At 68.9% G+C, this 23,558-nt stretch carries 19 protein-coding genes; 7 read left to right on the forward strand and 12 right to left on the reverse strand.

The window, feature by feature from the left end; genetic code table 11:
• Positions 1-99: 99 nt before the first annotated feature.
• Entirely contained in the window at positions 100-777 is a 678-nt protein-coding gene (locus I6H87_RS31330; RefSeq protein ID WP_010810774.1) for a type 1 glutamine amidotransferase domain-containing protein, read from the forward strand.
• 108 nt (positions 778-885) lie between these two features.
• Here the strand turns inward: I6H87_RS31330 and I6H87_RS31335 are convergent, their stop codons facing one another.
• The 6 genes from I6H87_RS31335 to I6H87_RS31360 form a co-directional block, all read right to left on the reverse strand.
• Positions 886-3,318 carry a penicillin acylase family protein gene (locus I6H87_RS31335; RefSeq protein ID WP_011617918.1) on the reverse strand — a complete coding sequence of 811 codons (2,433 nt, stop codon included), beginning with the start codon at positions 3,316-3,318 and terminating at the stop codon, positions 886-888.
• Between the two features lie 125 nt (positions 3,319-3,443).
• Positions 3,444-5,027 (reverse strand): sulfite reductase subunit alpha, encoded by a 1,584-nt coding sequence (locus I6H87_RS31340; RefSeq protein WP_011617919.1) that lies wholly within the window; start codon positions 5,025-5,027, stop codon positions 3,444-3,446.
• Positions 5,028-5,038: 11 nt separating this feature from the next.
• Positions 5,039-6,046, reverse strand: a complete 1,008-nt coding sequence (locus tag I6H87_RS31345) for an FAD:protein FMN transferase (protein WP_174549445.1) — start codon at positions 6,044-6,046, stop codon at positions 5,039-5,041.
• 14 nt (positions 6,047-6,060) lie between these two features.
• Positions 6,061-6,900, reverse strand: coding sequence for a DUF4198 domain-containing protein (locus I6H87_RS31350; protein ID WP_011617921.1), 840 nt, complete (start codon positions 6,898-6,900; stop codon positions 6,061-6,063).
• A gap of 18 nt (positions 6,901-6,918) precedes the next feature.
• Positions 6,919-7,443: a DUF2271 domain-containing protein gene (locus tag I6H87_RS31355; RefSeq protein WP_010810779.1), complete on the reverse strand. Its 525-nt coding sequence runs from the start codon at positions 7,441-7,443 to the stop codon at positions 6,919-6,921.
• Positions 7,444-7,498: 55 nt separating this feature from the next.
• Entirely contained in the window at positions 7,499-8,155 is a 657-nt protein-coding gene (locus I6H87_RS31360; protein WP_011617922.1) for a PepSY-associated TM helix domain-containing protein, read from the reverse strand.
• A gap of 459 nt (positions 8,156-8,614) precedes the next feature.
• Here I6H87_RS31360 and I6H87_RS31365 point away from each other — a divergent pair, with 459 nt between their 5' ends.
• The gene (locus I6H87_RS31365) at positions 8,615-10,171 is read left to right on the forward strand and encodes a methyl-accepting chemotaxis protein (protein ID WP_011617923.1); all 1,557 of its coding nucleotides are present in this window, start codon (positions 8,615-8,617) and stop codon (positions 10,169-10,171) included.
• Positions 10,172-10,293: 122 nt separating this feature from the next.
• Positions 10,294-10,545, forward strand: coding sequence for a GlsB/YeaQ/YmgE family stress response membrane protein (locus tag I6H87_RS31370; RefSeq protein WP_011617924.1), 252 nt, complete (start codon positions 10,294-10,296; stop codon positions 10,543-10,545).
• Here the strand turns inward: I6H87_RS31370 and I6H87_RS31375 are convergent.
• Together I6H87_RS31375 and I6H87_RS31380 are read right to left on the reverse strand one after the other, a co-directional pair.
• A complete protein-coding gene (locus tag I6H87_RS31375; RefSeq protein ID WP_011617925.1) occupies positions 10,518-13,793 on the reverse strand; it encodes a transglycosylase domain-containing protein in 3,276 nt (1,091 codons plus the stop codon). The genes I6H87_RS31370 and I6H87_RS31375 overlap by 28 nt on opposite strands.
• Positions 13,794-14,016: 223 nt before the next feature.
• A complete protein-coding gene (locus I6H87_RS31380) occupies positions 14,017-15,051 on the reverse strand; it encodes an aldo/keto reductase (protein ID WP_010810784.1) in 1,035 nt (344 codons plus the stop codon).
• Between the two features lie 296 nt (positions 15,052-15,347).
• Between I6H87_RS31380 and I6H87_RS31385 the strand changes: the two genes are divergently transcribed.
• The 3 genes from I6H87_RS31385 (at position 15,348) to I6H87_RS31395 (ending at position 18,622) form a co-directional block, all read left to right on the forward strand.
• The gene (locus I6H87_RS31385; protein WP_011617926.1) at positions 15,348-16,577 is read left to right on the forward strand and encodes an NAD(P)/FAD-dependent oxidoreductase; all 1,230 of its coding nucleotides are present in this window, start codon (positions 15,348-15,350) and stop codon (positions 16,575-16,577) included.
• A 70-nt stretch (positions 16,578-16,647) separates the two neighbouring features.
• The gene (gene fabG, locus I6H87_RS31390) at positions 16,648-17,379 is read left to right on the forward strand and encodes a 3-oxoacyl-ACP reductase FabG (RefSeq protein ID WP_011617927.1); all 732 of its coding nucleotides are present in this window, start codon (positions 16,648-16,650) and stop codon (positions 17,377-17,379) included.
• A 25-nt stretch (positions 17,380-17,404) separates the two neighbouring features.
• Complete coding sequence (locus I6H87_RS31395) at positions 17,405-18,622, forward strand: cation:proton antiporter (RefSeq protein ID WP_011617928.1); 1,218 nt, start codon at positions 17,405-17,407, stop codon at positions 18,620-18,622.
• A 15-nt stretch (positions 18,623-18,637) separates the two neighbouring features.
• Here the strand turns inward: I6H87_RS31395 and I6H87_RS31400 are convergent, their stop codons facing one another.
• Entirely contained in the window at positions 18,638-19,543 is a 906-nt protein-coding gene (locus I6H87_RS31400; RefSeq protein ID WP_011617929.1) for a LysR family transcriptional regulator, read from the reverse strand.
• 135 nt (positions 19,544-19,678) lie between these two features.
• On the opposite strand from I6H87_RS31400, the gene I6H87_RS31405 reads away from it, so the two are divergent.
• Positions 19,679-20,986: an SGNH/GDSL hydrolase family protein gene (locus I6H87_RS31405; protein ID WP_011617930.1), complete on the forward strand. Its 1,308-nt coding sequence runs from the start codon at positions 19,679-19,681 to the stop codon at positions 20,984-20,986.
• Here the strand turns inward: I6H87_RS31405 and I6H87_RS31410 are convergent.
• The 3 genes from I6H87_RS31410 to I6H87_RS31420 all read right to left on the reverse strand — a co-directional run bounded on the left by I6H87_RS31410 (position 20,944) and on the right by I6H87_RS31420 (position 23,553).
• Positions 20,944-21,597 carry a glutathione S-transferase family protein gene (locus I6H87_RS31410; RefSeq protein WP_010810807.1) on the reverse strand — a complete coding sequence of 218 codons (654 nt, stop codon included), beginning with the start codon at positions 21,595-21,597 and terminating at the stop codon, positions 20,944-20,946. The two genes, I6H87_RS31405 and I6H87_RS31410, sit on opposite strands and share 43 nt — an antisense overlap.
• A gap of 42 nt (positions 21,598-21,639) precedes the next feature.
• Positions 21,640-22,596 carry a prolyl aminopeptidase gene (gene pip, locus I6H87_RS31415; protein WP_011617931.1) on the reverse strand — a complete coding sequence of 319 codons (957 nt, stop codon included), beginning with the start codon at positions 22,594-22,596 and terminating at the stop codon, positions 21,640-21,642.
• Positions 22,597-22,665: 69 nt separating this feature from the next.
• Positions 22,666-23,553: a LysR substrate-binding domain-containing protein gene (locus I6H87_RS31420; protein WP_010810809.1), complete on the reverse strand. Its 888-nt coding sequence runs from the start codon at positions 23,551-23,553 to the stop codon at positions 22,666-22,668.
• Positions 23,554-23,558: the final 5 nt, after the last annotated feature.

The raw sequence follows: 23,558 nt of genomic DNA on the forward strand, positions 1-23,558 counted from the left end.
AATAATAGAAGTTTTCGAATCATAGTCCGCTGCCTAGGATGGTGCCAGTGCCGAGGCATTTCTCGCCCGGCTGCCTGTGAACCGACATGGAGCGGAACAATGAAAATCCTGATGGTGCTGACATCGCACGACCAGCTGGGCAATACCGGCAAGAAGACCGGCTTCTGGCTGGAGGAATTCGCAGCGCCCTACTACGTCTTCAAGGACGCCGGCGCCGACATCACGCTGGCCTCGCCCAAGGGCGGCCAACCGCCGATCGACCCGAAAAGCGACGATCCGGGCGCCCAGACCGACGCCACCCGGCGCTTCCAGGGTGACCCGGCCGCCAGGGCCGCACTGGCCAGCACGCTGACGCTGGACCAGGTGAAGGCGGAAGACTTCGACGCCATCTTCTACCCGGGCGGCCACGGCCCGCTGTGGGACCTGGCCGAAGACAAGCGCTCCGCCGCGCTGATCGAGCAGTTCGACCGCGCCGGCAAGCCGGTGGGAGCGGTATGCCACGCACCGGCGGTGTTCCGCCATACCAGGGGCGCGGACGGGGAACCGCTGGTCAAGGGCAAGGAAGTGACCGGCTTCACCAACAGCGAGGAAGAAGCCGTGCAGCTGACCAAGGTAGTCCCGTTCCTGGTGGAGGATATGCTCAAGGCCAATGGCGGGCGCTTCACGCGTGGCGAGGATTGGGCCAGCCATGTCGTGATCGCGGGGCGGCTGGTGACGGGGCAAAATCCGGCATCGTCTGATGCTGCGGCGCAGGCGCTGTTGAAGATGTTGAAGTAAGGGAAGGCGGCAAACGCGCCGCCGCCGGTTTGCACCCCTCGCCCGCTTGCGGGAGAGGGGTGCGTACGCCGAGCTTGATGGCTACTTCAAACGCATGGGTTGTCCCACTTACTGCGGCACCAACTCCAACCGCTCCCGGCTGGCCTTCTCCACCGCCTTGCGCGTATACACCAGCGGGAAATACTCCCCCTTGGCCCACAACGGCGCCAGGTCGCGGTAATGCGGGCTGGCGGGATTGCCCGATTGCCCCGGCGTGTTGATCACGCGCGAGGCATCCCAGTTGCCCACATCCAGCACCATGCGGAACGACGCGCCCGCGGTCAGCCGGAAGTCGGTATTGCGGTAGCTGGTGTTCATCGGCGTGAAGGCCGAGCCGCCGATCGGACCGGCGTTGACATTGAACTGCTGGCGTTCCGCGTCGCTCAGGATCGGGTCCATCGGATGCGTGAACACGGCAGTGTGAAGCTTGCCCCATTGCCATGCGCGCGGGTCGGGGCCGAGCTTGCCTTCCGCTTCCGCCATGGCGGCCTTCAGCGATTCGAGCATCACCGCATTGCGGCGCTCCACCGGCATCCACGGACCGGGCTGCTCCAGCACCGCCACCACGCGCGCGGCATCGCCGGCACCGACCAGGCGTGCGGCTTCGGGCGTCAGCGCGGCGCGCACCACGGCCTGGCGCAGGTGTTTGCTGAACCAGACTTCGAACAATGCCGCTGCGGCGCTGTCGGCACGCTCGTTGCCGTCCCAGCCGCGCAGCAGGTCCAGGCCGCGGGCCAGTTGCGGGTCGTCGCTGCGCACGTCCCTCAGCAGCGCCACCACGCGCTGGGCCGGCAGCGAAACGGTGTCGTTCTGCCACGCCATCGAGTCCTGCGCCGAGCTGCGCGCATTGGCGCCCACCACGGCCTTGAGCCGGCGCGCGCGCGAGCTGTCGCTCCATTCATAGCCCACGCCAAGTTTCGCGGCCGGGTGCTCGGGCGGGATGTTGTTCTCGTTGGCGGTGACGATGTAGCCTGGCGCGGGGTTGTAGGCCCACGGCAGCTCGTCCATGTTGCGGTAGCCGGCCCACTCGTAGCGGCCATCGCCCGCCACCGGCGTGAGGCCGTCCCAGTTGGGCCGCTTGACGGTCAGCCCGCCCGGGATCCAGCCGATATTGCCGCTGGTATCGGCATAGACCTGGTTCTCGCCGGGCGCGCCCCAGCGGTTCATGGCGGCGCGGAACTGGTCCCAGTTGCGCGCGCGCATATAGTCCATCGAACCGAAGTACGGCGCCATGCCGTAGTCGAGCCACGCGGCGCGCAGCGCCCACGCCTGCGCGCGGCCGGCATCGGCAACCAGCACCGGGCCGTGGCGCGTGAAGTCGATGGTGACCTTGCGCGGCGCGGACTCGCCCTTGACCACGATCTCTTCGGTGATGCTCTCCATCGGTTCCCAGCGGCCCTTGTACTTGTACTCATGCGGGTTGGCCGGATTGAGCTCGTAGCCGTACAGGTCTTCCTGGTCCATGTAGAAGCGCGTCAGGCCAAAGGCAATGGTGCCGTTGTGCCCGATCGAGATGCCGGGCAGGAACGGCTCGCCCGCGCCGATCACCGACATCCCCGGCGCGTTCAGGTGGCTGATATAGCGCAGGCTGGGCGCGCCGTGCGAGCGGTGCGGGTCGTTGGCCAGGATCGGGCGGCCGGTGGTGGTGCGCTTGCCGCCGATGACCCAGTTGTTCGATCCGAGGCTGCGGCCGGCGTCGCTGTTGGGGTCCACCAGTGCGTAGAGCTGGTCGAGCGGGATGCTGGCGGCCTGCGCATTGCCCCACGCCTCTTTCGGGAAGCGCGCTGCGGCGGTGGCCAGTTCGTAGGCGCGGCGCAGTTCGGCGGCGGGAACCGTGCAGGGGTCGATGCCGGGGCTGAGCCTGGGCTCGATCTGCGGGTCGAGTTCGCGGCGCAGCCAGTCGGCACGCGGGGCGTCCTGTTTGGCCTGGCAATAGAGCTGGGCGCGTTCGACTTCGCCGGTGAAGTTGAGCGTCAGGCCGTGGTGGCGGATGCGCACGATATCGTCGGCACGCCAGCGCGCAGGCTTGTAGTTGAGCTTGCGGAATTCCGGCGGCAGCAGCTCGGGCTTCTGCTCGGTCAGCGCCACATAGGCGTTCACCCCGGCCACGAAGGCCTCGGCCACGCGCTTGGCGTCGGAGCCATAGGCCAGCCATTCGCGGTACATGTCGCCGCGGAACAGCACCGCGCGCGCCATGCGGTCGCCATCGGCATAGGCCGGGCCGAAGTCCCTGGCCATTTCGCCGAGTCCGCGCTTGCGCCACAGGTCGATCTGCCACAGGCGGTCGCGCGCGGCCATGAAGCCCTGCACGAAAAAGGCGTCGTAGAGCGTGCCGGCATAGATATGCGGCACGCCCCAGCGGTCGACCAGCACGCTGGCGGGCTTTTCCAGGCCGGGCACGGCCAGCACGTTGTTGCGGACGGGGGCTTCGGCCATGGCGGCCGGGATGGTGGTGGCGAGCAGGGCCAGCGCAGCGGCCAGGCGGCGGGGGGTGCGTAACATCAGGTCTCCTCGGTGTTGTGATTGGCTGCAGATGTCTTGCAGTTCACACCGAAGATAGTGCATCGCCGGCCAGCGCGCGAGCCGCGCGGCCGATCTCCGCACGGCGTGTGCCGCTGCGGGTTCGCTCAGTAGACGTCGCGCCGGTAGCGGCCGTCGTCGGCAAGCCGGCGCAGCGCGTCTGCGCCGAGGATCCCGGCCAGTGCGTCATGGACGCCGCCGGCCATGCCCTGCAGGCTGCCGCAGACATAGATGGCGGCGCCGTCCGCCACCCATTGGCGCACCGTATCGCCCTGCGCGCGCAAGGCGTCCTGCACGTAGCGCGGCGCGCCGCCGTCACGCGACCAGGCATGGTCCACGCGCTGCAGCGTGCCGTCGGCCTGCCATGCGGCCAGGTCCCCGGCAAAGAACGCATCATGCTGCGCCGAGCGCTCGCCGAACAGCAGCCAGTTGCGGCGCCGCCCGGCCGCGGCGCGGGCCTTGAGCTGGGCGCGCAGCCCGGCCAGCCCGGTGCCGTTGCCGACCAGGATCAGGGGCCGGTCATCGGCCGGCGGGTGGAAGCTGCGGTTGGTGCGGATGCGCAGCGCGATGCGGGTGCCCACGGCCGCGTGTTCGGTCAGCCAGCCGGAGGCCAGGCCCAGGCGGCCGTCGTCGTAGCGGGTCTGCCGCACCAGCAGTTCGAGTTGCCCGTCCCGCGGCAGCGAGGCGATCGAATATTCGCGGTGCGGCAGCGGCGGCAGCGTGTCCACCAGTTGCTGCGGCGGCAGGCCCTGCATCGCCGCGAAGTGCGCCTCAGGCAGCGGCATGCGTGTGCCCAGCGCCTCGGCGAGCGTGGCGTCGCGGCCGTCGCAGCGCACCGGTGTGGCGCCGTCGAGGCCAAGCCGCGCCAGCAGCCGTTCAACCTCGGCCGGCGCGTGGCACGGGCCGATCTCGGCGATGTCGCCGGCTTGCCAGTCCATTGCCGCATCGTCCTGCGGCGCCAGCGACAGGTGGAATGCCGGCGCGCCCTGGCTGCCGGGGTTCAGATGACGGCGTTGCGCGAGCCGCCAGCTGTCATAGCGCGGGCGTTCCCAGTCGGCAATCTCCGCGCCGCCGCTCAGGGCCGACAGGTGGTTCTGCCAGTGGCGCAGTGCGCCGGCGTCGCCGTTGTCGACTTCGACCAGGTCAAAGAGCGGCTGCGCGCGGTGACGCTGCAGCCAGCCGTCGAGCGCGTGGCCGAAGGCGCAGAAGCGCGCGTAGCTGCTGTCGCCGAGCGCGAGGATGCCGTAGCGCAAGGACTGCAGGCCATCCGCGCCGGCCAGCAAGCGGCGCGCAAAACCGGACGCGCTGTCGGGGGCGTCGCCCTCGCCGGTGGTGCTGACCAGAAACAGCGCCTGGCGGCATGCCTGCAGGCGCCGCGCATCGACATCGGCCAGCGACAGCAGTTGCACCGGCACCCCCGCGCCGTGCAGCGCGTTGGCGGTCTGCAACGCCAGTTGTTCGGCAAACCCGGTCTGCGAGGCGTAGGCAACCAGCGTCGCGCCCTCTTCCGTGCCAGCCAGTGCCACCACGCGCACGCGCCGCTGGCGATGGTGGGCAAGCACCGCGCTGCAGAAGCCCGCATAGGCGGCCACCACGCCGGCCGCCATAGCCATGCGCGACGGCCCCAGCACGGACAGCGCGACGCCGCCGGCAACGGCAAGCCAGCTTGCGCCGGCGATGGCGGACGGCATGGCCTTCGCGCTCATGCCAGCATCGCGGCAAAGGCCGGGGACAGCTGTTCGTCGAAGCCGCCCGGCGTGCGCACCAGGAAGCGCGCGGCAATGCCGTGGCGGCGCGCGTGCGCCATGCCTGCCTGCGGGCCCAGCACGGTCAGCGCGGTGGACAGCGCATCGGCCAGCATGCACTGCGCGTGGATGACCGTGACCGAGGCCAGCGCGTGGCTGGCCGGATAGCCGGTGCGCGGATCGATGGTATGGGCGTAGCGGCGACCGTCACTGTCGAAATAGCGGCGATAGTCGCCGGAAGTGGCGACGGACAGGCCGTGCAGTGCCACCAGCGTCTGCCCCGCGGCATCGCTGCCCAGCCCCGGCGGGGCCTCCAGCGCGACCCACCACGGCATGCCGTCGGGCTTGACGCCATGGCCGCGCAGTTCGCCGCCGATCTCCGTCAAGTGGTGGTCAAGGCCCTGCTCACACAGGTAGCCTGCCACCGCGTCGACGGCAAAGCCCTTGGCGATGGCGCAGAAGTCCAGCGACACGCCGCCCGGCTGCCAGGCGCGCCGGCCCGTGGCATCGACTTCGATGCGGGCCCAGCCGCAGCGGCCGCGCGTGGCCTGCACCGCGTCTGGCGACGGCGGCGCGGTGCGCGCCGGTGCTGGGCCGAAGCCCCACAGGTCGACCAGCGGACCGGCGCTCGGGTCATAGGCGCCACCGCTGTCGCGCGCCACCAGCAGCGCGCATTGCAGCACCATGAAGCAGTCTTCAGGCAGCGCGTGCCAGCTGCCGGGTGCCGCGCCGTTGAAACGGCTCAGATCGGAATCCGCTTCCCAGTTGCTCATCTGCGCGATCACGCCATCTAGAACGGCCTGGATGCCGGCGGCGATGGCGTCCGCATCCGTGGCCGGCGGCAGCAGTGCCGCCACCGACCAGGTCGTGCCCATGGTCGCGCCGCCCCAGCGCTGCAGCCGCATATCGGCTGCGGGCGGCTGTGGGGGCGCGGTCAGCGCAACAGGTACCAGGACGCGGTTCAAACCCGGCAACCGGCTTATTGCGGCAGCACCTCGACCGTCACCGCATAGACGGCACGGCGCGATTTGGCCTGCTTGAAGGTGGTCTTGTCATCCTTCACCTCGGCTTCCATCCAGTACATGCCTGGGGCCGGCCACTTGACGCTGAACTTGCCGTCGGCGTCGGTGGTGGCGCTGAACTCCTGCAGCTGGTCGCGGTAGCGGATGCCGCCCGGCACCACCGAGACCTTCAGGTTGCTGGCGGGCTTGCCGTCGAGCAGCATGCGGAAGCTGGCGGTGTCGCCCGCGACCAGGTCGTTCGGGTGCGTGATCGGGGCCAGTTCCAGGCCGCGGCCGGCGGTGCGCAGGCCCTTGTCGCTGGGCTTGCCGGCGGTGATGAAGGATTCGATGCGGCCTTCGGCCTGGGTGGCCTGCAGGTCCTGCGCATTGGCCGGGACTTCCTTGGCGAAGTTCTCGGCCGAACCCCGCCAGCGCTTGGCCTGGCCGTCGACCTTGTAGCTGGCGAACAGGCCGTTGTTGACCACCGCCACGCGGTACGTGCCGGGCTGGGTCAGGTGCAGGTCGAAGGTGCTGCGGTACTTGCCGGTGGCAGCGTTCTCGGCCTTGACGGCGCTGCCATCGGGCGCGGTCACCTGCAGGTTGTCGAGCCGCATCGGCACGTGCTCGAAATAGAACAGGTCGTTGGAGACAGCGGCGTCCACGGTCACCCACGGATCGCTGCCTGACAGCACGGTAGCCGACGGCAGCAGCCACTGGCGGTGCGCGTGCGCGGCCAGCGGCGCCAGGGCGGCCAGGGCGAGCACGGCCACGCGGGTGGCGATGCGGGTAGATGCGGCGGACATAAGGGAAGGTTTCATCGTCTGGCTCCGGAAGGATTACGGCTTCAGTTCGACGGTCACGCCGCCGAGTTCGTGTTCGCCCTTGGCGCGGGCGGTCTGTGCGGCTTGCGGCGGCCACGTGAACGGCACGCGCAGCAGCTCGCGCCCGCCCACTTCACGCGCGGCTTCCACCACCAGCTGGTAGTTGCCGGCGGGCAGCTTGCCCAGCGGCGCCTTGTCGTCGCTGAAGCTCACGCCGTGCTCGCCCGGCGCGCGCGTGGCGCCGGAGATGCCGTCGGCCGGCATGTGCAGGTCGCGGCCGGCCTTGCGCCACCACTGGCGCATGTCCTTGAGCCACTTGGTGCCTTCGCCGTCCCTGAGCTTGCCGTCGTACCAGACCGCCAGGGTCTGCACCGGGCTCTGGTCGGCGCGCTCGACCCACATCGCCACATAGGGGCGGTGGTACTCGGCCACGGTCAGGCGCGGGATTTCGACCTTGACGTTCAGGTCCGCGGCCAGCGCGGGGCCGGCCAGGGGAACCGCGGCCATGCCGGTCAGGGTGACGGTGAGCAGTCGGCGCATATCGGAGAAACCTCGTCAGTGGGATGCAGGAAGGAAAACGGTTGGAACGGTTGACTCAATGGATAAACAGGAGCGCCAGCAGCACCGGGACCACCAGCCCCAGCCCCACCAGCGGCCAGGTCCCCACGCGCCCGGCCGCATGCAGCTTGAGCAGGAACAGGCCGGTCACGCTGAAGACCAGGCATGCCAGCGCGAACACATCCAGGAACAGGCTCCACGCGGCGCCGGTGTTGCGGCCCTTGTGCAGGTCGTTCAGGTAGGAGATGGCGCCGCGCGTGGTTTTCTCGTACTGGGCTTCGCCGCTGTCGAGTTCCAGGCTGACCCAGGCGTCGCCGCCCGGACGCGGCAGCGCCACGTAGATCTCGTCGGCGGACCATTCGGCCTCGCGCCCGCTGGCGTCGATGTCCAGCGCCTGCGCCAGCCAGTCGGCCAGCACCGGCGGCACCGGCGCCTTCTTTTCACGCCCCTGGGCATCGCCCGCCGGCGCTTCGGCCCGCACCTTGTCGAGCACGCGCGTGGGCATGGTGGCGTGGCGCGTCTCGACCGCGGGCCTGGCCTCGATCTGTGCGGCGTGGTTGAGCGTGAAGCCGGTAACGGCAAACATCAGCATCCCGATCAGGCAGATCGCGGAACTGATCCAGTGCCACTGGTGGAGATGCTTGAGCCAGAAGGCACGCCGCTGTTGGCCGGAGGCCGGCTGGGTTTCGGTCATTGCGGTTGGTCGGCGGGCGCGGCCCAAGTGGCGGCCCGGTCTTGCCTTGTGTACGGATAGCTGGAGCGTCCCTTGCGCGCATCACACGGGCTCAGGCGTGCCATTGTCTGCACAATGGTTGGCGGAAGAGAGAAGGATAATCGTTCGCATTTGAAATCGCAAACGGTCCGGGACGGCGCTGGATTACAGCGCATTACAACGTGAAGCAGCGGGACGGATCACTTGTCCGCGGCGCTCTGGTTCGCTGGAAGAGATGTGCAACGCACAAGCAAGACGGCACATGTAAGCCAATCAACCATATCACCCGAAGGGGTGAAATTACCCAGTCAAGTTAGTTGCCTCCTGCGCCGTTAAGGCGATGACTCACACGCATGCGACAGGCGCCACCGATGCATGACGCCGCCGGCGTGTCGCCGACAAGAAAACGCGCAGAGCGCGGAATATGGAGGAGTGGAAGCAATGCTGCACAACCTGAGCCTGAAGAAGAAGCTGTTATTGCCGCTGGTGCTGAGCTGGATCTGCCTGCTCGGCATCACGCTGTGGAACGCGTGGCAGATCCGCTCGCTACGCATGGAAGAGCGGCGCCTGGACCTGGCCCACGTCACCGACACCGCATTCTCGGTGGTGGCCGAGTACGAGGCGCTGGCCAAGGCCGGCAAGCTGACGCAGGACGAGGCCAGGAATCAGGCCATCGAGCGCGTGCGCGCGATGCGCTTCGGCAGCGATGGCTATTTCACGCTGATGCGCTCGGACACCGTGGTATTGATGCACCCGTTCAAGCCGGAGATGAACGGCAAGGCCATGGAAGGCACCAAGGACCCCAACGGCGTCTACCTCTTCCGCGAAATCGCCGGGATCGGCAAAGGGCCTGGCAAGGGCTTCGTCGAGTACCTGTGGCCCAAGCCCGGCGCGGATGCGCCGCAGCCCAAGCTGAGCTACGTGGCCAACTTCCGCCCGTGGGACTGGAACTTCATCGCGGGCCTGTACCTGGACGACATCGAGGCGGCGTTCCGCGCCGAACTGATGAAGGCGTTCGGCATCCTGCTGGGGGTTGGCTTGCTGATGTCGCTGGTGATGGTGCGCGTGGCGGCCAGCCTGCAGCGCCAGCTGGGCGGCGAACCTGCCACCACGGCGCACATCGCCGGGCGCATTGCCGAAGGCGACCTCGGCAGCCAGGTAGAGGTGCGCCCCGGCGACGAGCACAGCGTCCTCTATGCGATGCATCGCATGCAGGCGCGCCTGACCGGCGCAATCGGCAGCATCCGCGGCTCGGCCGATTCGATCGCGGGCGCGGCCAAGCAGATCGCCGCGGGCAACGCCGACCTGTCGCGCCGCAGCGAAGAACAGGCCGCGTCGCTGCAGGAAACCGCCGCCAGCATGGAGCAGCTCACCAGCACCGTGCGCCAGAGCGCCGAGAACGCGCGCCAGGCCAGCCACCTGGCCGAAGGCGCATCGGACATCGCGGTGCGCGGCGGCACCATCGTCAGCCAGGTGGTGGACACCATGGGCGAGATCAAGAATGCCTCGGGCAAGGTGGTCGACATCATCGGCGTGATCGAGGGCATTGCCTTCCAGACCAACATCCTCGCGCTCAATGCGGCCGTGGAAGCGGCACGTGCCGGCGACCAGGGCCGCGGCTTCGCGGTGGTGGCCGGCGAGGTGCGCACGCTGGCGCAGCGCAGCGCCACCGCTGCAAAGGAGATCAAGGCGCTGATCGGCAACTCGGCGCAGCGCGTGGATGACGGCGCGGTGCTGGTTGAAAGCGCGGGCAAGGCGATGGACGAGATCGTCGGCGCGGTCAAGCGCGTGACCGACCTGATGGCCGAGATGCGCGCGGCTACCGAGGAGCAGACCGGCGGCATCGAGCAGGTCAACCAGGCGGTGTCGCAGATGGACCAGATGGCGCAGCAGAACGCCGCGCTGGTGGAAGAAGCCGCGGCCGCCGCCGCCTCGCTGGAAGACCAGGCCGATGCGCTGCATCACGCGGTCGGCCAGTTCCGGCTGGCGCAGGCCTGACGGCAGCGCCTGCGCTTGTCACTTGAGCGTCATACGCACCAGACTGCTGCGTGTATCATGAAGCGCAACCGGCCGCCCCTTGCGGCCGGCATGGACTCAGACCACTACCGGGAGAGCGCATCATGATGGCATTCATTGGCACCGTGTTCGTTGGCCTTATCGTCGGCCTGATCGCCAGGGCGGTCAAACCCGGCGACGACAAGATGGGCTGGATCATGACCATCGTCCTGGGCGTGCTGGGCTCGCTGGCTGCAGGCTACGTCGGCCGCGCCATGGGCTGGTACCTGCCGGGCCAGCCGGCCGGCTGGATTGCGTCGGTGATTGGCGCGATCGTGCTGCTGGTGATCTACGGCATGGTCCGGCGCAAGGGCTGACTGGCGCGGCGCACGCCGGCGGCGTCCTGCGCGTCGGCCAGGGCCGGTACCTCGGGCGCGGCAGGCGCCTGCGGTACCGCGGCAGTATTGGGCGTGCCGCTGCGCGCCGGCCCCTGGAGGCTCTGGAGGCCCTGGGCCAGCGTGGCGCCAGGCACGGCGTCGGCCGGCGTGGCCATGGCGGGCACGCGCGGCGTACGCAGGCCGGGCGCGGCATCATGGCAACGCAGCAGCGGGCGGTCGCCACCCGGCGCCATCGCCGACACCTGCGGCGCGACCGCCCGCAGGACCCGCACCGCCAGCGCGCTGGTAAAGCTGTAGCGCGCCGCATAGGGTTCTCTCACATTGACCACTACGGTGCCGAAGAAGCGCTCGCCCAGCGTGAACACAAAGGTGGCCGAGCGGTTCACCGAGCGCGACGAAATCAGCCGCCCGCCCGGCCCATAGACCTGGTAGCGCTGGTCGCCGGTGCCGGTCTTGCCCGCCACCGCCAGCGTGGCGCCGTCGCGCCCGGGCACCGTGAAGGCGCCGCGGATCGACCTGGCGGTGCCGCGCTCCACCACATCCAGCATCGAGCGCCGCGCCAGTTCGGCCACTTCGGCCGGCAATACCCGCTTGCCCGGACCCGGCTGCAGCACGTAGCGCGTGGCGTACGGCGTGCCGTCGGCAAACGCCAGGCTGCGCACCGCCGTGTTCTGCGTGACTACGCCGCCCGCCAGCAGGATGCCGGCCAGCTCCGCCAGCGCGGCCGGCCGGTCGCCCGCGGCACCGATGGCGCTGCCGTACGACGGCGTCAGGGAATCGAACGGATAGCCCAGCCGCTGCCAGCGCCGCGCAATCCGCGTGAAGGCGTCTTGCTCCAGCAGCGTGCGGATGCGGTTGTCCTGGCCGGCCTTGCTGCGCGTGCGGAACAGCCATTTGTACACTTCCTGGCGCTCGGCGGTGCTGGCCTTCAGGATCTCTGCCAGCGTCGCGTCGGGGTGCTGGTCGAGGTACTCCACCATCCACAGTTCCAGCGGATGCACCCGTGACAGGTAGCCCCGGTCGTTCAGGTTGAACTTGTCCTTGCCGTACTTGCGGTACAGCGCGCTCAGGTCTTCGCCGGCCAGCTGCTTGTCGCCCAGGCGGGCGCGCATGATGCGGATGTAGCTGTCCTCGTCCAGGTGCGGCCGCGCGCTCAGCAGCGTCACCGACATGCGCACCGCATTCAGGTGCGGCGTAGTCATGCGCACGCGGCCCAGCAGCGTGGCCAGGCGCAGCTCAGAACTCTTGCCGCGGTAGCGCTGGTAGAAGTTCGTCATGTAGGCGCTGCCCTCCTGGTCGGCAAAGCGCTCCAGGTAGGCGCGCCGGCCGGGCGCGTCGCGGTCATCGAAGAGCTCGCCAATGTCCGGGCTGGCGTGGAAGGTCTCGTAGCGCACGATGTCGCGCATCATGCGGATGAAGACCAGGTTGACCGAGTGCTGGAATGCGGTCCGCACCGTCAGGTTGCGCATGCCCGATTCACGCTCGAAATTGCTGAAGCTCTGCAGGCCGCCGCCGGTGTAGAAGGCTTCGCCGGCGCCGCCGGAGTACTTGCGCTCCATGGCGGCATCGAGCATGGCCATCAGCTCGCGCTCCGCGGGCTTGCGCGCCTTAAGCAAGTAATCGACCGCCCAGTGGCTGAGCGCGTCCTGGCGTGCCAGCGGCACCGCGGCCAGCTGTGCGCTGGTCATGCCGGCATAGCGCGCGTGCAGCTCGCTGATGATCTCCAGGTAGGTCACCAGCGTGCGCAGCTTGGCCGTGGAACCCAGGTTCAGGCGCGCGCCGCTGTTGATATCAAAGGGCTGGTCGATATTGTCGGCCTGGATCCGCACCACGCTGGCATTGCCCACGCGCTCATACAGCGTGAAGCTCGTCATCAGTTTCGACGGGTCGTCGTGGTCGCGCAGCAGGTTGTGGCCGTACAGGCCCATGGCGCGCGCATCGGCCTTGTTGTTCACGCGCTGCAGCGTTTCGGTGACGATGCGCTGCGCCTCGCGGTTGACGGTGCTGTCCACGGTCAGGTCGAGCCGGTCCATGTCGTAGCGGCTCTCCACCCCGGTGAGCCGGGTGATATCGGCACGCACCCGGTTGACGGCCTTGCGCGTGACAAAGGGCTCCTGCGGCGGGCTCTGGGGTGGCGCGGCCTTGTCCAGCGGCTGCGCCAGCGCTACGTCGCGCAGCTCGGCGGTGATGACGTTGTTGGCCGCCAGCAGGCGCAGGTAGCTGCCGGTCAGCGCATCCAGGTTGGTGTCATCGCGGCGCAGGTGGTAGGACGGGCGGCGCTGCGAGATGATCAGCGACAGTGCGCGCTTGAAGGCCTGCGCCTGGCGCGGCTCGGGCGCGTGCTGGTCCAGTTCCTTGAGCAGCCGGTTGACCTCGCCGAAGTCCTCGCCATACCAGACCCAGAGCCCATCGCCGATGCCGTTGATCTCGCCGAAGCCGGCGCGCGCCGACAGCGGCACCGTGTTCAGGTAGTCGACCACGATGCGCTCGCGCGCGCGCTGGGTGTCGGGGCCGTCCAGGTAGGCACGCAGCGACGCCGACGCCATCTGGCGGAATTTCTCCGGGATCGATGCGGTGCGCCCTTCGGGCGAGTGCCGGTATTTCTCGATCTGCGTGGCCAGCGTGCTGCCGCCGGGCGCGTCATGCGACTTGTCGGCAAGCCGGATCACCTGGTCGAGCACCGCGCGCGACAGCCGGCGCCAGTCCAGCGCCGGGTTCATATTGGGGTATTCCGGGTTGAGCAGGCCCTGGTTCTCGACATAGAGCAAGGCGCTCACCAGCAGCGGCGGCACCGTGCCGAAGTCCGGGTACTGGCGCTGCGGATAACGCTCGAACGCCAGCGTCAGCCCGTTGCAGTCGCGCAGCAGCAGGCCCGCCTGGTTCTTCTCGCGGTAGGGCGTGAACAGGCCTTCGTCGATCAGCCGCACCATCTCGGGCGACATGCGCGCCTGTTCGGCGGGAACGTAGCCGCGCTGCTCCAGCCGCTGCGCGAACAGCGGCACCTGGCCGTAGCCCATGCGGGCGTCATAGGGCCCGGAATGCGGGAAACGGATGCTGTCGCTGGCGCCCGGCAGGATCTCGAATGTCAGCCGCTGCCCCAGGCTGCCGATCAGCCGCGCCTGCAAGTGCGAGTTGTGCACTTCGCTTGCGACAAAGCTGTACACAACATAGGCGCCCCCACCAAGGGCGACCGCCAAGCCAGCGAAGATCCAGCCACGACGCGACACGTTTGGGCTTCCCTGTTGGGCCGATGCAGCGCGCAGGGGCTGTCATGCACCGGCTCGAAGCGCAATGTTCTCGCGGCGCGCGCACGCCGCGCGCCGCCTGTCTTGATATTAGTAGGAGTAAAGGCAGCCTGCAGCAAGCGCACGCGCGGGCATTGTGCCGTTGCATACAGGCATCACTCCAGGCAGCGCCTGAGCCACATTGCGCCCCTGTCCGAAACGGTCATCAGGCTGCCTGCGCGCGTGCCACGGGCCGCCCCCCGAACGGATAGCCCGGGTCGTTGTAGCCGTGCGTCGAGGCATGGCCCGGCGACACCAGCGCATCGACCATCGATTCTTCCTCGGGCGTGATGACGGCAGCGGGCGCGCCCAGGTAGTCCTCGAATTGCGCGAGCGTGCGCGGACCGGCAATGACCGACGAGATAATCGGGTTGGCCAGCACCCACGCCGTGGCGAACTGGCCCGGGGTCAGCCCGCGCCCTTCGGCATGGGCCTTGAGCTGCTGTGCAATCAGCAGCGACTCTTCACGGAACTCGGTTTCCATCATGCGGCGGTCTGCGCGGCCGGCGCGCGTACCCTCGCCCGGTGCCTGCCCGGGCGCGTACTTGCCGGTCAGCACGCCGCGCGCCACCGGGCTGTAGGGCACCACGCCCAGCCCGTAGTGCTCGCATGCCGGCAGGATCTCCACCTCCGGCATCCGGTTCAGCAGGTTGTAATAGGGCTGGCATGCCACCGGGCGCGGCACGCCCAGCTCGCCGCACAGCCGTGCGATCTCCGCGATGCGCCAGCCGCGGAAGTTCGACACCGCCCAGTAGCGGATCTTGCCGCTGCGCACCAGGTCGCCCATTGCCCGCACCGCCTCTTCCAGGTTCGCGCCGGGATAATCGCGGTGCAGATAGAGAATGTCGATGTAGTCCGTCGCCAGCCGGTGCAGGCTGTCCTCCACCGCGCGCAGGATCCAGGTCCGCGAATAGTGCCCGTGATTGGGCGCCGCCTGCATCGCGTTGCCCAGCTTGGTGGCAAGTACCCAGTCGTGGCGGCTGGCGGTCAGCAGGCGCCCGACCATCTGCTCCGACGCGCCCTTGGTATACACGTCGGCGGTGTCGATGAAGTTCACGCCGTGGTCGCGCGCGCTGGCGACGATGCGGGCGGCTTCGGCCGCATCGGTCTGGTCGGCGAACATCATGGTGCCCAGGCAAAGTGCCGAAACGCGCAGGTTGCTGGCGCCGAGGCGGCGGTAGGGCATGGTGGTGGCGGGCATGGTGGCTCCTTGGGTGGGGTGGGATGGCGTCGGGTTGGTGAAAGCACAGGGCACAGGCGGAAACGGCAGACTGTGACCACGGTTCCACATTTTGCCGCGAGTCGGCGTGGCTTGCTGGCCCCCTGCCGGTTTCCGTGCGGCCCATCGGGGATCCAGCCCGGGAGAATTGGTTTCAATATGTTGCAGGCCGGCCAACGGGAGCCAATTTGCAGTCATATTCTCGCGTTTGCCGCGGAGGATGACGCTTTGCGCTACCCTCGCGGCGTTCATGCAAGAGAAGAAAAGAGTCGAACCTTATGAAAACGGAAACCACGGATGTCGTCATCATCGGCGCAGGGCCCGCGGGCTCGGTCGCGGCCGGCTTGCTGCGCAAGCATGGGATTCCGGTGCTGGTGATCGAGAAGGAGACGTTCCCGCGCTTTTCCATCGGCGAAAGCCTGCTGCCGCAGAGCATGGCCTACATCGAAGAGGCAGGCATGCTGCGCGCGGTGGTGGAAGCGGGCTTCCAGTACAAGAACGGCGCCGCCTTCGCGCGCGGCGACCAGCAGACCGCCTTTGACTTTCGCGAGAAGTTCTCGCCCGGCTGGGGCACCACCTACCAGGTGCAGCGCGCGCGCTTTGACGACGTGCTGATCCGCGAGGCGGCGCGCCAGGGCGCCGAGGTGCGCTTCTCGCACCTGGTCGAGGACGTCGACGTCAGCGGCGCGCAGCCGGAGGTGACCGTGCGTGCGCCGGACGGCAGCCGGTACAGCGTGCGCGCGAAGTTCCTGCTCGATGCCTCCGGCTTTGGCCGCATCCTGCCGCGCCTGCTGCAGCTGGAATCGCCGTCGGGCTTCCCGGTGCGCAGCGCGCTCTTCACCCACGTGGAAGACCGCATCGCGCCGGGCGCCTTCGATCGCAACAAGATCCTGATCAGCGTGCATCCGCAACACCCTGACGTCTGGTACTGGACCATCCCGTTCTCGGACGGCCGCTGCTCGCAGGGCGTGGTTGCCGAGAAGGCATTCCTGGACCGCTACACGGGCACCGAGACCGAACGGCTGCGGGCGCTGGTGGCCGAGGAACCCGGCCTGGCAAAGCTGCTTGGCAACGCGCAGTGGGACACCCCCGCGCGCCAGATCGCCGGCTATTCGGCCAATGTGAAGTCCCTGTGGGGCAACGGCTATGCGCTGCTCGGCAATGCCGGGGAGTTCCTGGACCCGGTGTTCTCGTCCGGCGTGACCATCGCCTTCAAGTCGGCCAGCCTGGCGGCGCAATGCCTGGTGCGCCAGCTTGCCGGCGACACCGTGGACTGGGAGCAGGACTTCGCCCAGCCGCTCAAGGCCGGCGTGGACTGCTTCCGCGTGTTTGTCGAAGCCTGGTACGAGGGCCGCTTCCAGCAACTGATCTTCCATCCCAATGCCAACTCCGAGATCCGCGACATGATCTCGTCGATCCTGGCCGGCTACGCGTGGGACCGCAGCAACCCCTTCGTGGCCGAGCCGCGCCGCCGGCTGGCGGTGCTGGAAGAATTCTGCCGCGTATGATGCGCCGCATCTGCACGCGTTCCGCGTTCGCGCCTGCGCCCGCAGAGGACTTTTTTCAAGGACACCTGGTATGACCAATCCGACCGTACTGGTTACGGGATCGTCGCGCGGCATCGGTCGCGCCATCGCCCTGCGGCTGGCCCGCGACGGCTATGACGTGGTGGTGCATTGCCGCTCGCGCCGCGACGAAGCCGACTCCGTCGCCGACGCGGTGCGCGCTTGCGGCCGCAAGGCCCGCGTGTTGTGCTTCGACGTGGCCCGGCGCGAGGAAGCCGCTGCCGCGCTGCTGGCCGATATCGCCGCACATGACTGCTACTACGGCGTGGTGTGCAACGCCGGCCTGGCGCGCGACGCGGCCTTCCCGGCCATGAGCGGCGCCGAATGGGACGAGGTGGTGCACACCAACCTCGACGCCTTCTACAACGTGCTCAACCCGGTGGTGATGCCGATGGTGCAGCGACGCCAGCCCGGGCGCATCGTCACGCTGTCGTCGGTCTCGGGCCTGGTGGGCAACCGCGGCCAGACCAACTACAGCGCGGCCAAGGCCGGCATCATCGGCGCCACCAAGGCGCTGGCAATCGAACTTGCCAAACGCGCCATCACAGTCAACTGCGTGGCGCCCGGCCTGATCGACACCGACATGGTCGAGCAGCACGTGCGCGACGAGGCGCTGCGCATGATCCCGGCGCGGCGGCTCGGCACGCCCGACGAAGTGGCCGCGACCGTGGCCTTCCTGATGTCGCCCGACGCTGGCTATATCACGCGCCAGGTGATCTCGGTCAACGGGGGCATGTTCGGATGAAGCGCGTCGTCGCCAGCGTGACCCCATGAACGGGGTCAGCATCTTCTTCCTGCAGGCGATGCTGGTGGTCGCCCTGCCCTATCTGCTATGGCGTGGTGCCGGCCTGCGCTCGGTGTTTCCGCTGGTTGGTGTGCAGGTGCTGGCCGGCATCGTGCTGGGGCCGTCGGTGTTCGGGCAACTGGCGCCGCAGGGCTGGACCGCGCTGTTCGGCCCTGATCGCCTGCCGATGCTGTCCGGCCTGCAGTGGCTGGCGGTGACGCTGTTCTGCTTCCTGACCGGCCTGCACCTGCGCGAAGACAGCGTGCCCGCGCACTGGCGCGCGACCCTGCAGATCTCGCTGGGCAGCATTGCGGCGCCGTTCGCGCTGGGGGCCGCTGCCGGCTGGTGGATGACCACGGCCGGCTGGCCGGTCGCGGGGGAACTGGCCAGCCCCTACTGGTTTGCCTGCGCCATGGGCATCTGCACCGCCGTCACGGCGCTGCCGGTGCTGGGTGCGCTGCTGCGCGAGATGCGCCTGACCGGCACCCGCCTGGGCCAGCTGGCCTTGCGCTGCGCGGCCGTCAACGATGCCTGGGTGTGGCTGTTCCTGACCCTGGTGCTGCTGCAGCATGGCGGCCAGGACGGCGCCAGCGGCCTCATCGTGGCGGCCCGCGCCGGTGCTTACCTGGCGTTCATGTTCCTGGCAGTGCGCCCCGCGCTGGCATGGCTGCTGCGCCGCCGCGCGCCGGAGACCGAGCTGCTGCTGGCGATGGCGCTGTTCCTGGTGCTGGCGTCGGCATTCCTGGGGGAGTTGGCCGGGCTGCACCATGTGATGGGCGGCTTCGTCGCCGGACTGGTATGGCCCGCACGCGAAGCGCAGCGTGTGCGCCAGCAGCTCGAACCGGTCACGGTGGTGGTGCTGCTGCCCTTCTTTTTCCTGGCCGCCGGACTGCGCACCGAGATCTCGCTGGATAATCCGATGACACTGTGGATCGCGTTGCTGTCGCTGGTCATCGCGATCACCGGCAAGATGGCCGGCGTCGCGCTGCCCGCGCGCCGCGCCGGCATGGGCTGGCACGAATCGCTGGCACTGGGCACGCTACTGCAGACCAAGGGCCTGGTCGAGGTGGTGGTGCTGACCGTGCTGCTGGACGCGCGCATCATCAGCACCGCGGCGTTTTCCGGACTGTTGCTGATGGCGCTGGCCAGCACGCTGCTGGCGCGGCCGTTGACGATGCTGGTAGCGCGGGGCCGGTTGCATTAAGCGCCATCCGGCCGCTCACACCGGAGTCAATCCCGGCAACCCTGCAATCGCCTGCGCCAGGTAGTCCAGCAAAAGCCGCACCCGCTCCGGCTGGTAGCGCCGCGACGGATAGACCAGGAAGGCTTCCTGCGCCGGACCGCTCCAGCGTGGCAACACGCGCTGCAGGGCGCCGCTGTCGAGCAGGTCCTGCACCAGCCATGCCGGCGTCATGCCAAAGCCGGCGCCGGCCAGGAAGCTTTCGCGCATCGCCAGCGAGTTGTTGACGCGGTAGCGGCAGGACGCGCTCACCGGCGCCTGCCCGCCGGGCCCGTCGAGCACGATCTCGTCGCCGGCGGCCAGCCAGGTGAAGCGCAGGATCTGGTGCCGCGCCAGGTCGGCCGGCTGCCGGATGCGCGCATGGCGTGCGAGGTAGTCGGGCGAGGCTACCAGCAGCCGCGGCGACACCGCGATGCGGCGCGCGACCACATTGGGCGGCAGCGAGGCGCCGAGGCGCACCGCGATGTCGACGCCCTCCTCCACCAGGTCGACGAAGCGGTCGTCGAACAGCAACTCCACCTCTACCTCCGGATAGCGCTGCTGGAACGCCAGCACCAGCGCATTGAGCCGCAGCACGCCGAAGCTGGCCGGCGCGCTGACACGCACCCGCCCGGCCGGCTGCCCGGACATGCCACGCGCATCGCTGACCGCCTCGCCGTATTCATCCAGCACGCGGCGCGCGCGCTCATGGAAGCGCCGCCCCGCCTCGGTCGGCGACAGGCTGGTGGTGCTGCGCTCCAGCAGCCGCACGCCCATCTCTTTCTCCAGCGCAGCCACGACCTTGCTGATGGTCGGCTGGGTCGACTGCTGCTCGCGCGCCACCGCCGACAGGCTGCCCAGCTCCACGGCGCGCACGAAGACCTGCATTGCCCTGATGGTGTCCATGCCGTTCCTTGTGTGCCCACTCATTCCATCATGGCATGAGCGATATGCCATTCTGCCCGCTACCTGTCATTTCTGGAATGCCCTACCTTTGGCGCCATCCCGGCACCAACGCCGGTCCACGAACCGAGGCAAACCATGTTCCGCATTCCCCGCATCCTGCGCCGCCTGACTGCGCTGACGTTGTCCGCCACCATCGCCAGCACCGCGGCGCTGGCCAGCCCCTTGCAAGACCCGGCCTGGCTGACCAGCTGGATGGCAAGCCAGCAGCCGGTGTGGCAGCCCGGCGCCCAGCCGCTGCCGACCGGCGTGCCCGCGGTGCTGTCCGGCCAGACGCTGCGCCAGGTGGTACGGCTCAGCGTGGGCGGCAAGCGCGTGCGCGTGGTGCTGTCCAACCCCTACGGCCGCCACCCGGTCGCGGTCGGCGCGGCGCAACTCGCGCGCCATGCCGGCGGTGGCAGTACCGATGCGGCGGGCAGCAGCGCGGTGACGTTCCGCGGCAGCGCGTCGGTGATCCTCCCGGCTGGCCAGTCCGTGGCAAGCGATCCGGTCGTCTTCGACTCCCCCGTACTGGGCGAACTGGCACTCAGCCTCTACCTGCCGCAACCGACAGCGATCGAGTCGTTCCATTGGGATGGGCGCCAGACCGCGTGGCTCGTGGCCGGCAATGCGACCAGGCAGGCCACGCTGCCTGCGCCGCAGTCGTTCAGCGCACGCATCCTGCTCAGCGAGGTGCAGGTCGATGCGCCCGGGCATGCCGGCGCCGTGGTGGCCATCGGCGATTCGATCACCGAGGGCAACGGCTCAACCCCCGACACCAACCGCCGCTGGCCCGACGTGCTGGCACAGCGTGCTGCCGGCAACGGCGTGGCTGTGCTCAATGCCGGCATCTCCGGCGGCCGGCTGCTGCGCGATGGCATGGGGGAGTCCGCGCTGGCGCGGCTGGATCGCGACGTACTGAGCCAGCCGCATGTGCGCACCGTGATCGCGGCGATCGGCATCAACGATATCGCCTGGCCAGGCTCCACCTTTGCACCGGGCGATGCGGTGCCGCAGGCCGCCGAGCTGATCGAGGGCTACCGCCGCCTGATCGCGCGCGCCCATGCGCGCGGCGTGCGCGTGATCGGCGCCACCATCACGCCGTTTGCGGGGGCGCTGCGCGATACGCCGATCCGCGGCTATGACAGCCCGGGCAAGGAAGCGGTGCGGCTGGCGGTCAACGACTGGATCCGCAACGGCGGCGCGTTCGATGGGGTGGTGGACTTCGACGCCGCGGTGCGCGATCCCGCGCGCCCGCAGGCGCTGCTGCCGGCGTTCGACAGCGGCGACCACCTGCATCCCGGCGACGCGGGCTATCGCGCCATGGCGGCGCAGATCGATGCGGCGCTGCCTGAGCTTGGCCGTCAGTCCCGGTCCGGCGCACCCGGTGGAAAGAGCGGGCGGTAAGGCCGCGCCTCGTCCACCGCGCGCGCGAACGATGGCCGCGCCAGCAGCCGGTTGCGATAAGCGCGCACATTGCCGCGCGCATCGGGGATGGGATGCACCCAGTCCGCGTAGAACAGCGATGGCGCGGCAGCGCAATCGGCCAGAGTGAAGGCGCCGCCCGCGGCCCATTCCCGGCCGGCCAGCGTTGGCTCGAGCCAGGCGTAGGCCGAGTCAAGCAGCTTGCGCGCCTCGGCCACGCCATAGGCATCGCGGTGCTCCGCCGGGCGCAGGTAGTCGGCCACGATGCGTTGCATCGGCGTCATCACGTACTGGTCGAAGAAGCGGTCGAGCATGCGCACTTCCAGCGCGGCGTCGGGCGAATCCGGCAGCCAGCGCACCGGGCCGCGGTGATGCTGGTCCAGGTAGTCGATGATGATGCTGGACTCGAACACCGTGCGGCTGCCATCGACCAGCACCGGCATGCGCCTGAGCGGCCACAGCCTGGCGAGTTCGTCCATGTTCTGCGCGTGTTCAGGCGACAGCATCCGGAATTCGAAGGGGATGGCGTTCTCGTACAGCGCAACCAGGACCTTCTGGCAATAGGACGAAAACGGGTGGGCGTATAGCTCCATCGTGGTCTCCGGTGGTGATCTTCGGTGGTGGTCGGCGCGCGACTACTGCTGCGCCGCAAAGCGATCGGTCGCGGCAATCAGCTGGTCCATGATGCCCGGCTCGGTCCACGCATGGCCGGCGCCTTCGATCAGGTGGAAATCGGCCGCGGGCCACGCCTGGTGCAGCGCATAGGCATAGCGCACCGGGCACGGCATGTCATAGCGGCCGTGCACGATCACGCCGGGGATGTCGGCCAGCTTGTGCGCGTCGCGCAGCAGCTGCCCGTCTTCCAGCCAGCAGCGGTGCGTGAAATAGTGGTTCTCCAGCCGCGCGAACGCCAGCGCGAAGTGCCCGTCGTCATGCTTGGCGCTGTTGCCGGCGTCTGGCAGCAGCGTGATGGTCTCGCCTTCCCAAACGCTCCATGCGCGTGCCGCTTCCACCTGCTTGTCCTGGTCGTCACCAGTCAGCAGCTTGCGGTACGCGGCCATCATGTTGCCGCGCTCGGCCTCGGGCACCGGCGCCTGGAAACGCGCCCATTTGTCGGGGAACATCTCGGACACGCCGTATTGGTAGTACCAGTCCAGCTCGGCCTGCGACACCGTGTAGATGCCACGCAGCACCAGCTCGCTGACGCGCTGCGGGTGCTTCTGCGCATAGGCCAGCGCCAGCGTCGAGCCCCATGAGCCGCCGAACACCAGCCAGCGCTCCACGCCGGCCAGATCGCGCAGGCGCTCGATATCGTCGACCAGGTGCCAGGTGGTGTTGGCCTCCAGCCCCGCATGCGGCGTCGAACGCCCGCAGCCGCGCTGGTCGAACAGCAGCACGTCATAGCGCGCCGGATCGAACAGCCGCCGGTGGTCCGCAGAGATCCCGCCACCGGGCCCGCCGTGCAGGAACACCGCCGGCTTGGCGCCGGGCGTGCCCACACGCTCGTAGTAGATGACATGCCCGTCGCCGACATCCAGCGTGCCGGTTTCATAGGGCTCGATTTCGGGATAGAGGGTGCGCAAGGCCGGCATGGATATGGGTCTACGGAGATCGGGAGCCACAGTGTACGCCGGAGGGAACGTCAAACAGTAGCCCGCCCCTTAACCGGCGAACACCGCCTTCACCCAGTCCCTCAGCAACCGCGTGGCGGGACGCTCCGCGGCGCGCTCGCTGTAGACAAGGTCATAGCGGAAACTCTCCAGCGTAAGCCCGAAGGGCTGCACCAGCACGCCCGAGGCCAGCTCTTCGGCGACCAGCGTCAGGCTGAGCAGGCCGACTCCCTGTCCCGCAATGGTGGCCTGCACGGCGTGGATCTCGTCGGTAAAGCTGAGGCCCGCCTGTGGATCGGTGACCTCGACGCCGGCGTGCGCCAGCCACTGGTGCCATACCGGCGCGCGCTCGTCATCGCGCGCGCCGGCGCCCCATTCGAAGTGCACCAGCGTGGCGTGCTTCAGGTCTTGCACGCTGGCCAGCTTCAGGCCGGGGCTGCAGACCGGCGCAAACCGGTCGCAGAACAACGGCTCGACCACCAGGCCGGGATAGCTGCCGCTGCCGTAGCGGATGGCAGCGTCCGCATCGTGGTCCAGGTCGACGACCTGGTCCGACGCATCCAGGCGCAGCGTCCAGTCAGGGTAGGCCGTGCGGAACTGGCCGGCGCGCGGTGCCAGCCGCCTGGCCATGAAGGCAACCGTCGACGTCAGCGTGGCAACGTTGGCCTGTGCGCTGCGCTGCACCGCCAGCACGGCGCGCTCCATCCCGTCCAGGCCGTCCCGCACCGCGGGAAACAACTGATGCCCGGCGGGCGTCAGGCGCACCTTGCGGGTCTGGCGCTCGAACAGCTTCACGCCAAGGCTCTCTTCCAGCAACCGGATCTGGTGGCTGACCGCCGTCGGCGTGACGTGCAGTTCGTCCGCCGCGTGCTTGAAGCTGGCGCGCCGGGCGGCGGCTTCAAAGGTGCGCAGGGCACCCAGTGGCGGCAGTTTGCGCAAGCCTC

This window comes from Cupriavidus necator, assembly GCF_016127575.1.
Taxonomy (GTDB): domain Bacteria; phylum Pseudomonadota; class Gammaproteobacteria; order Burkholderiales; family Burkholderiaceae; genus Cupriavidus; species Cupriavidus necator_D.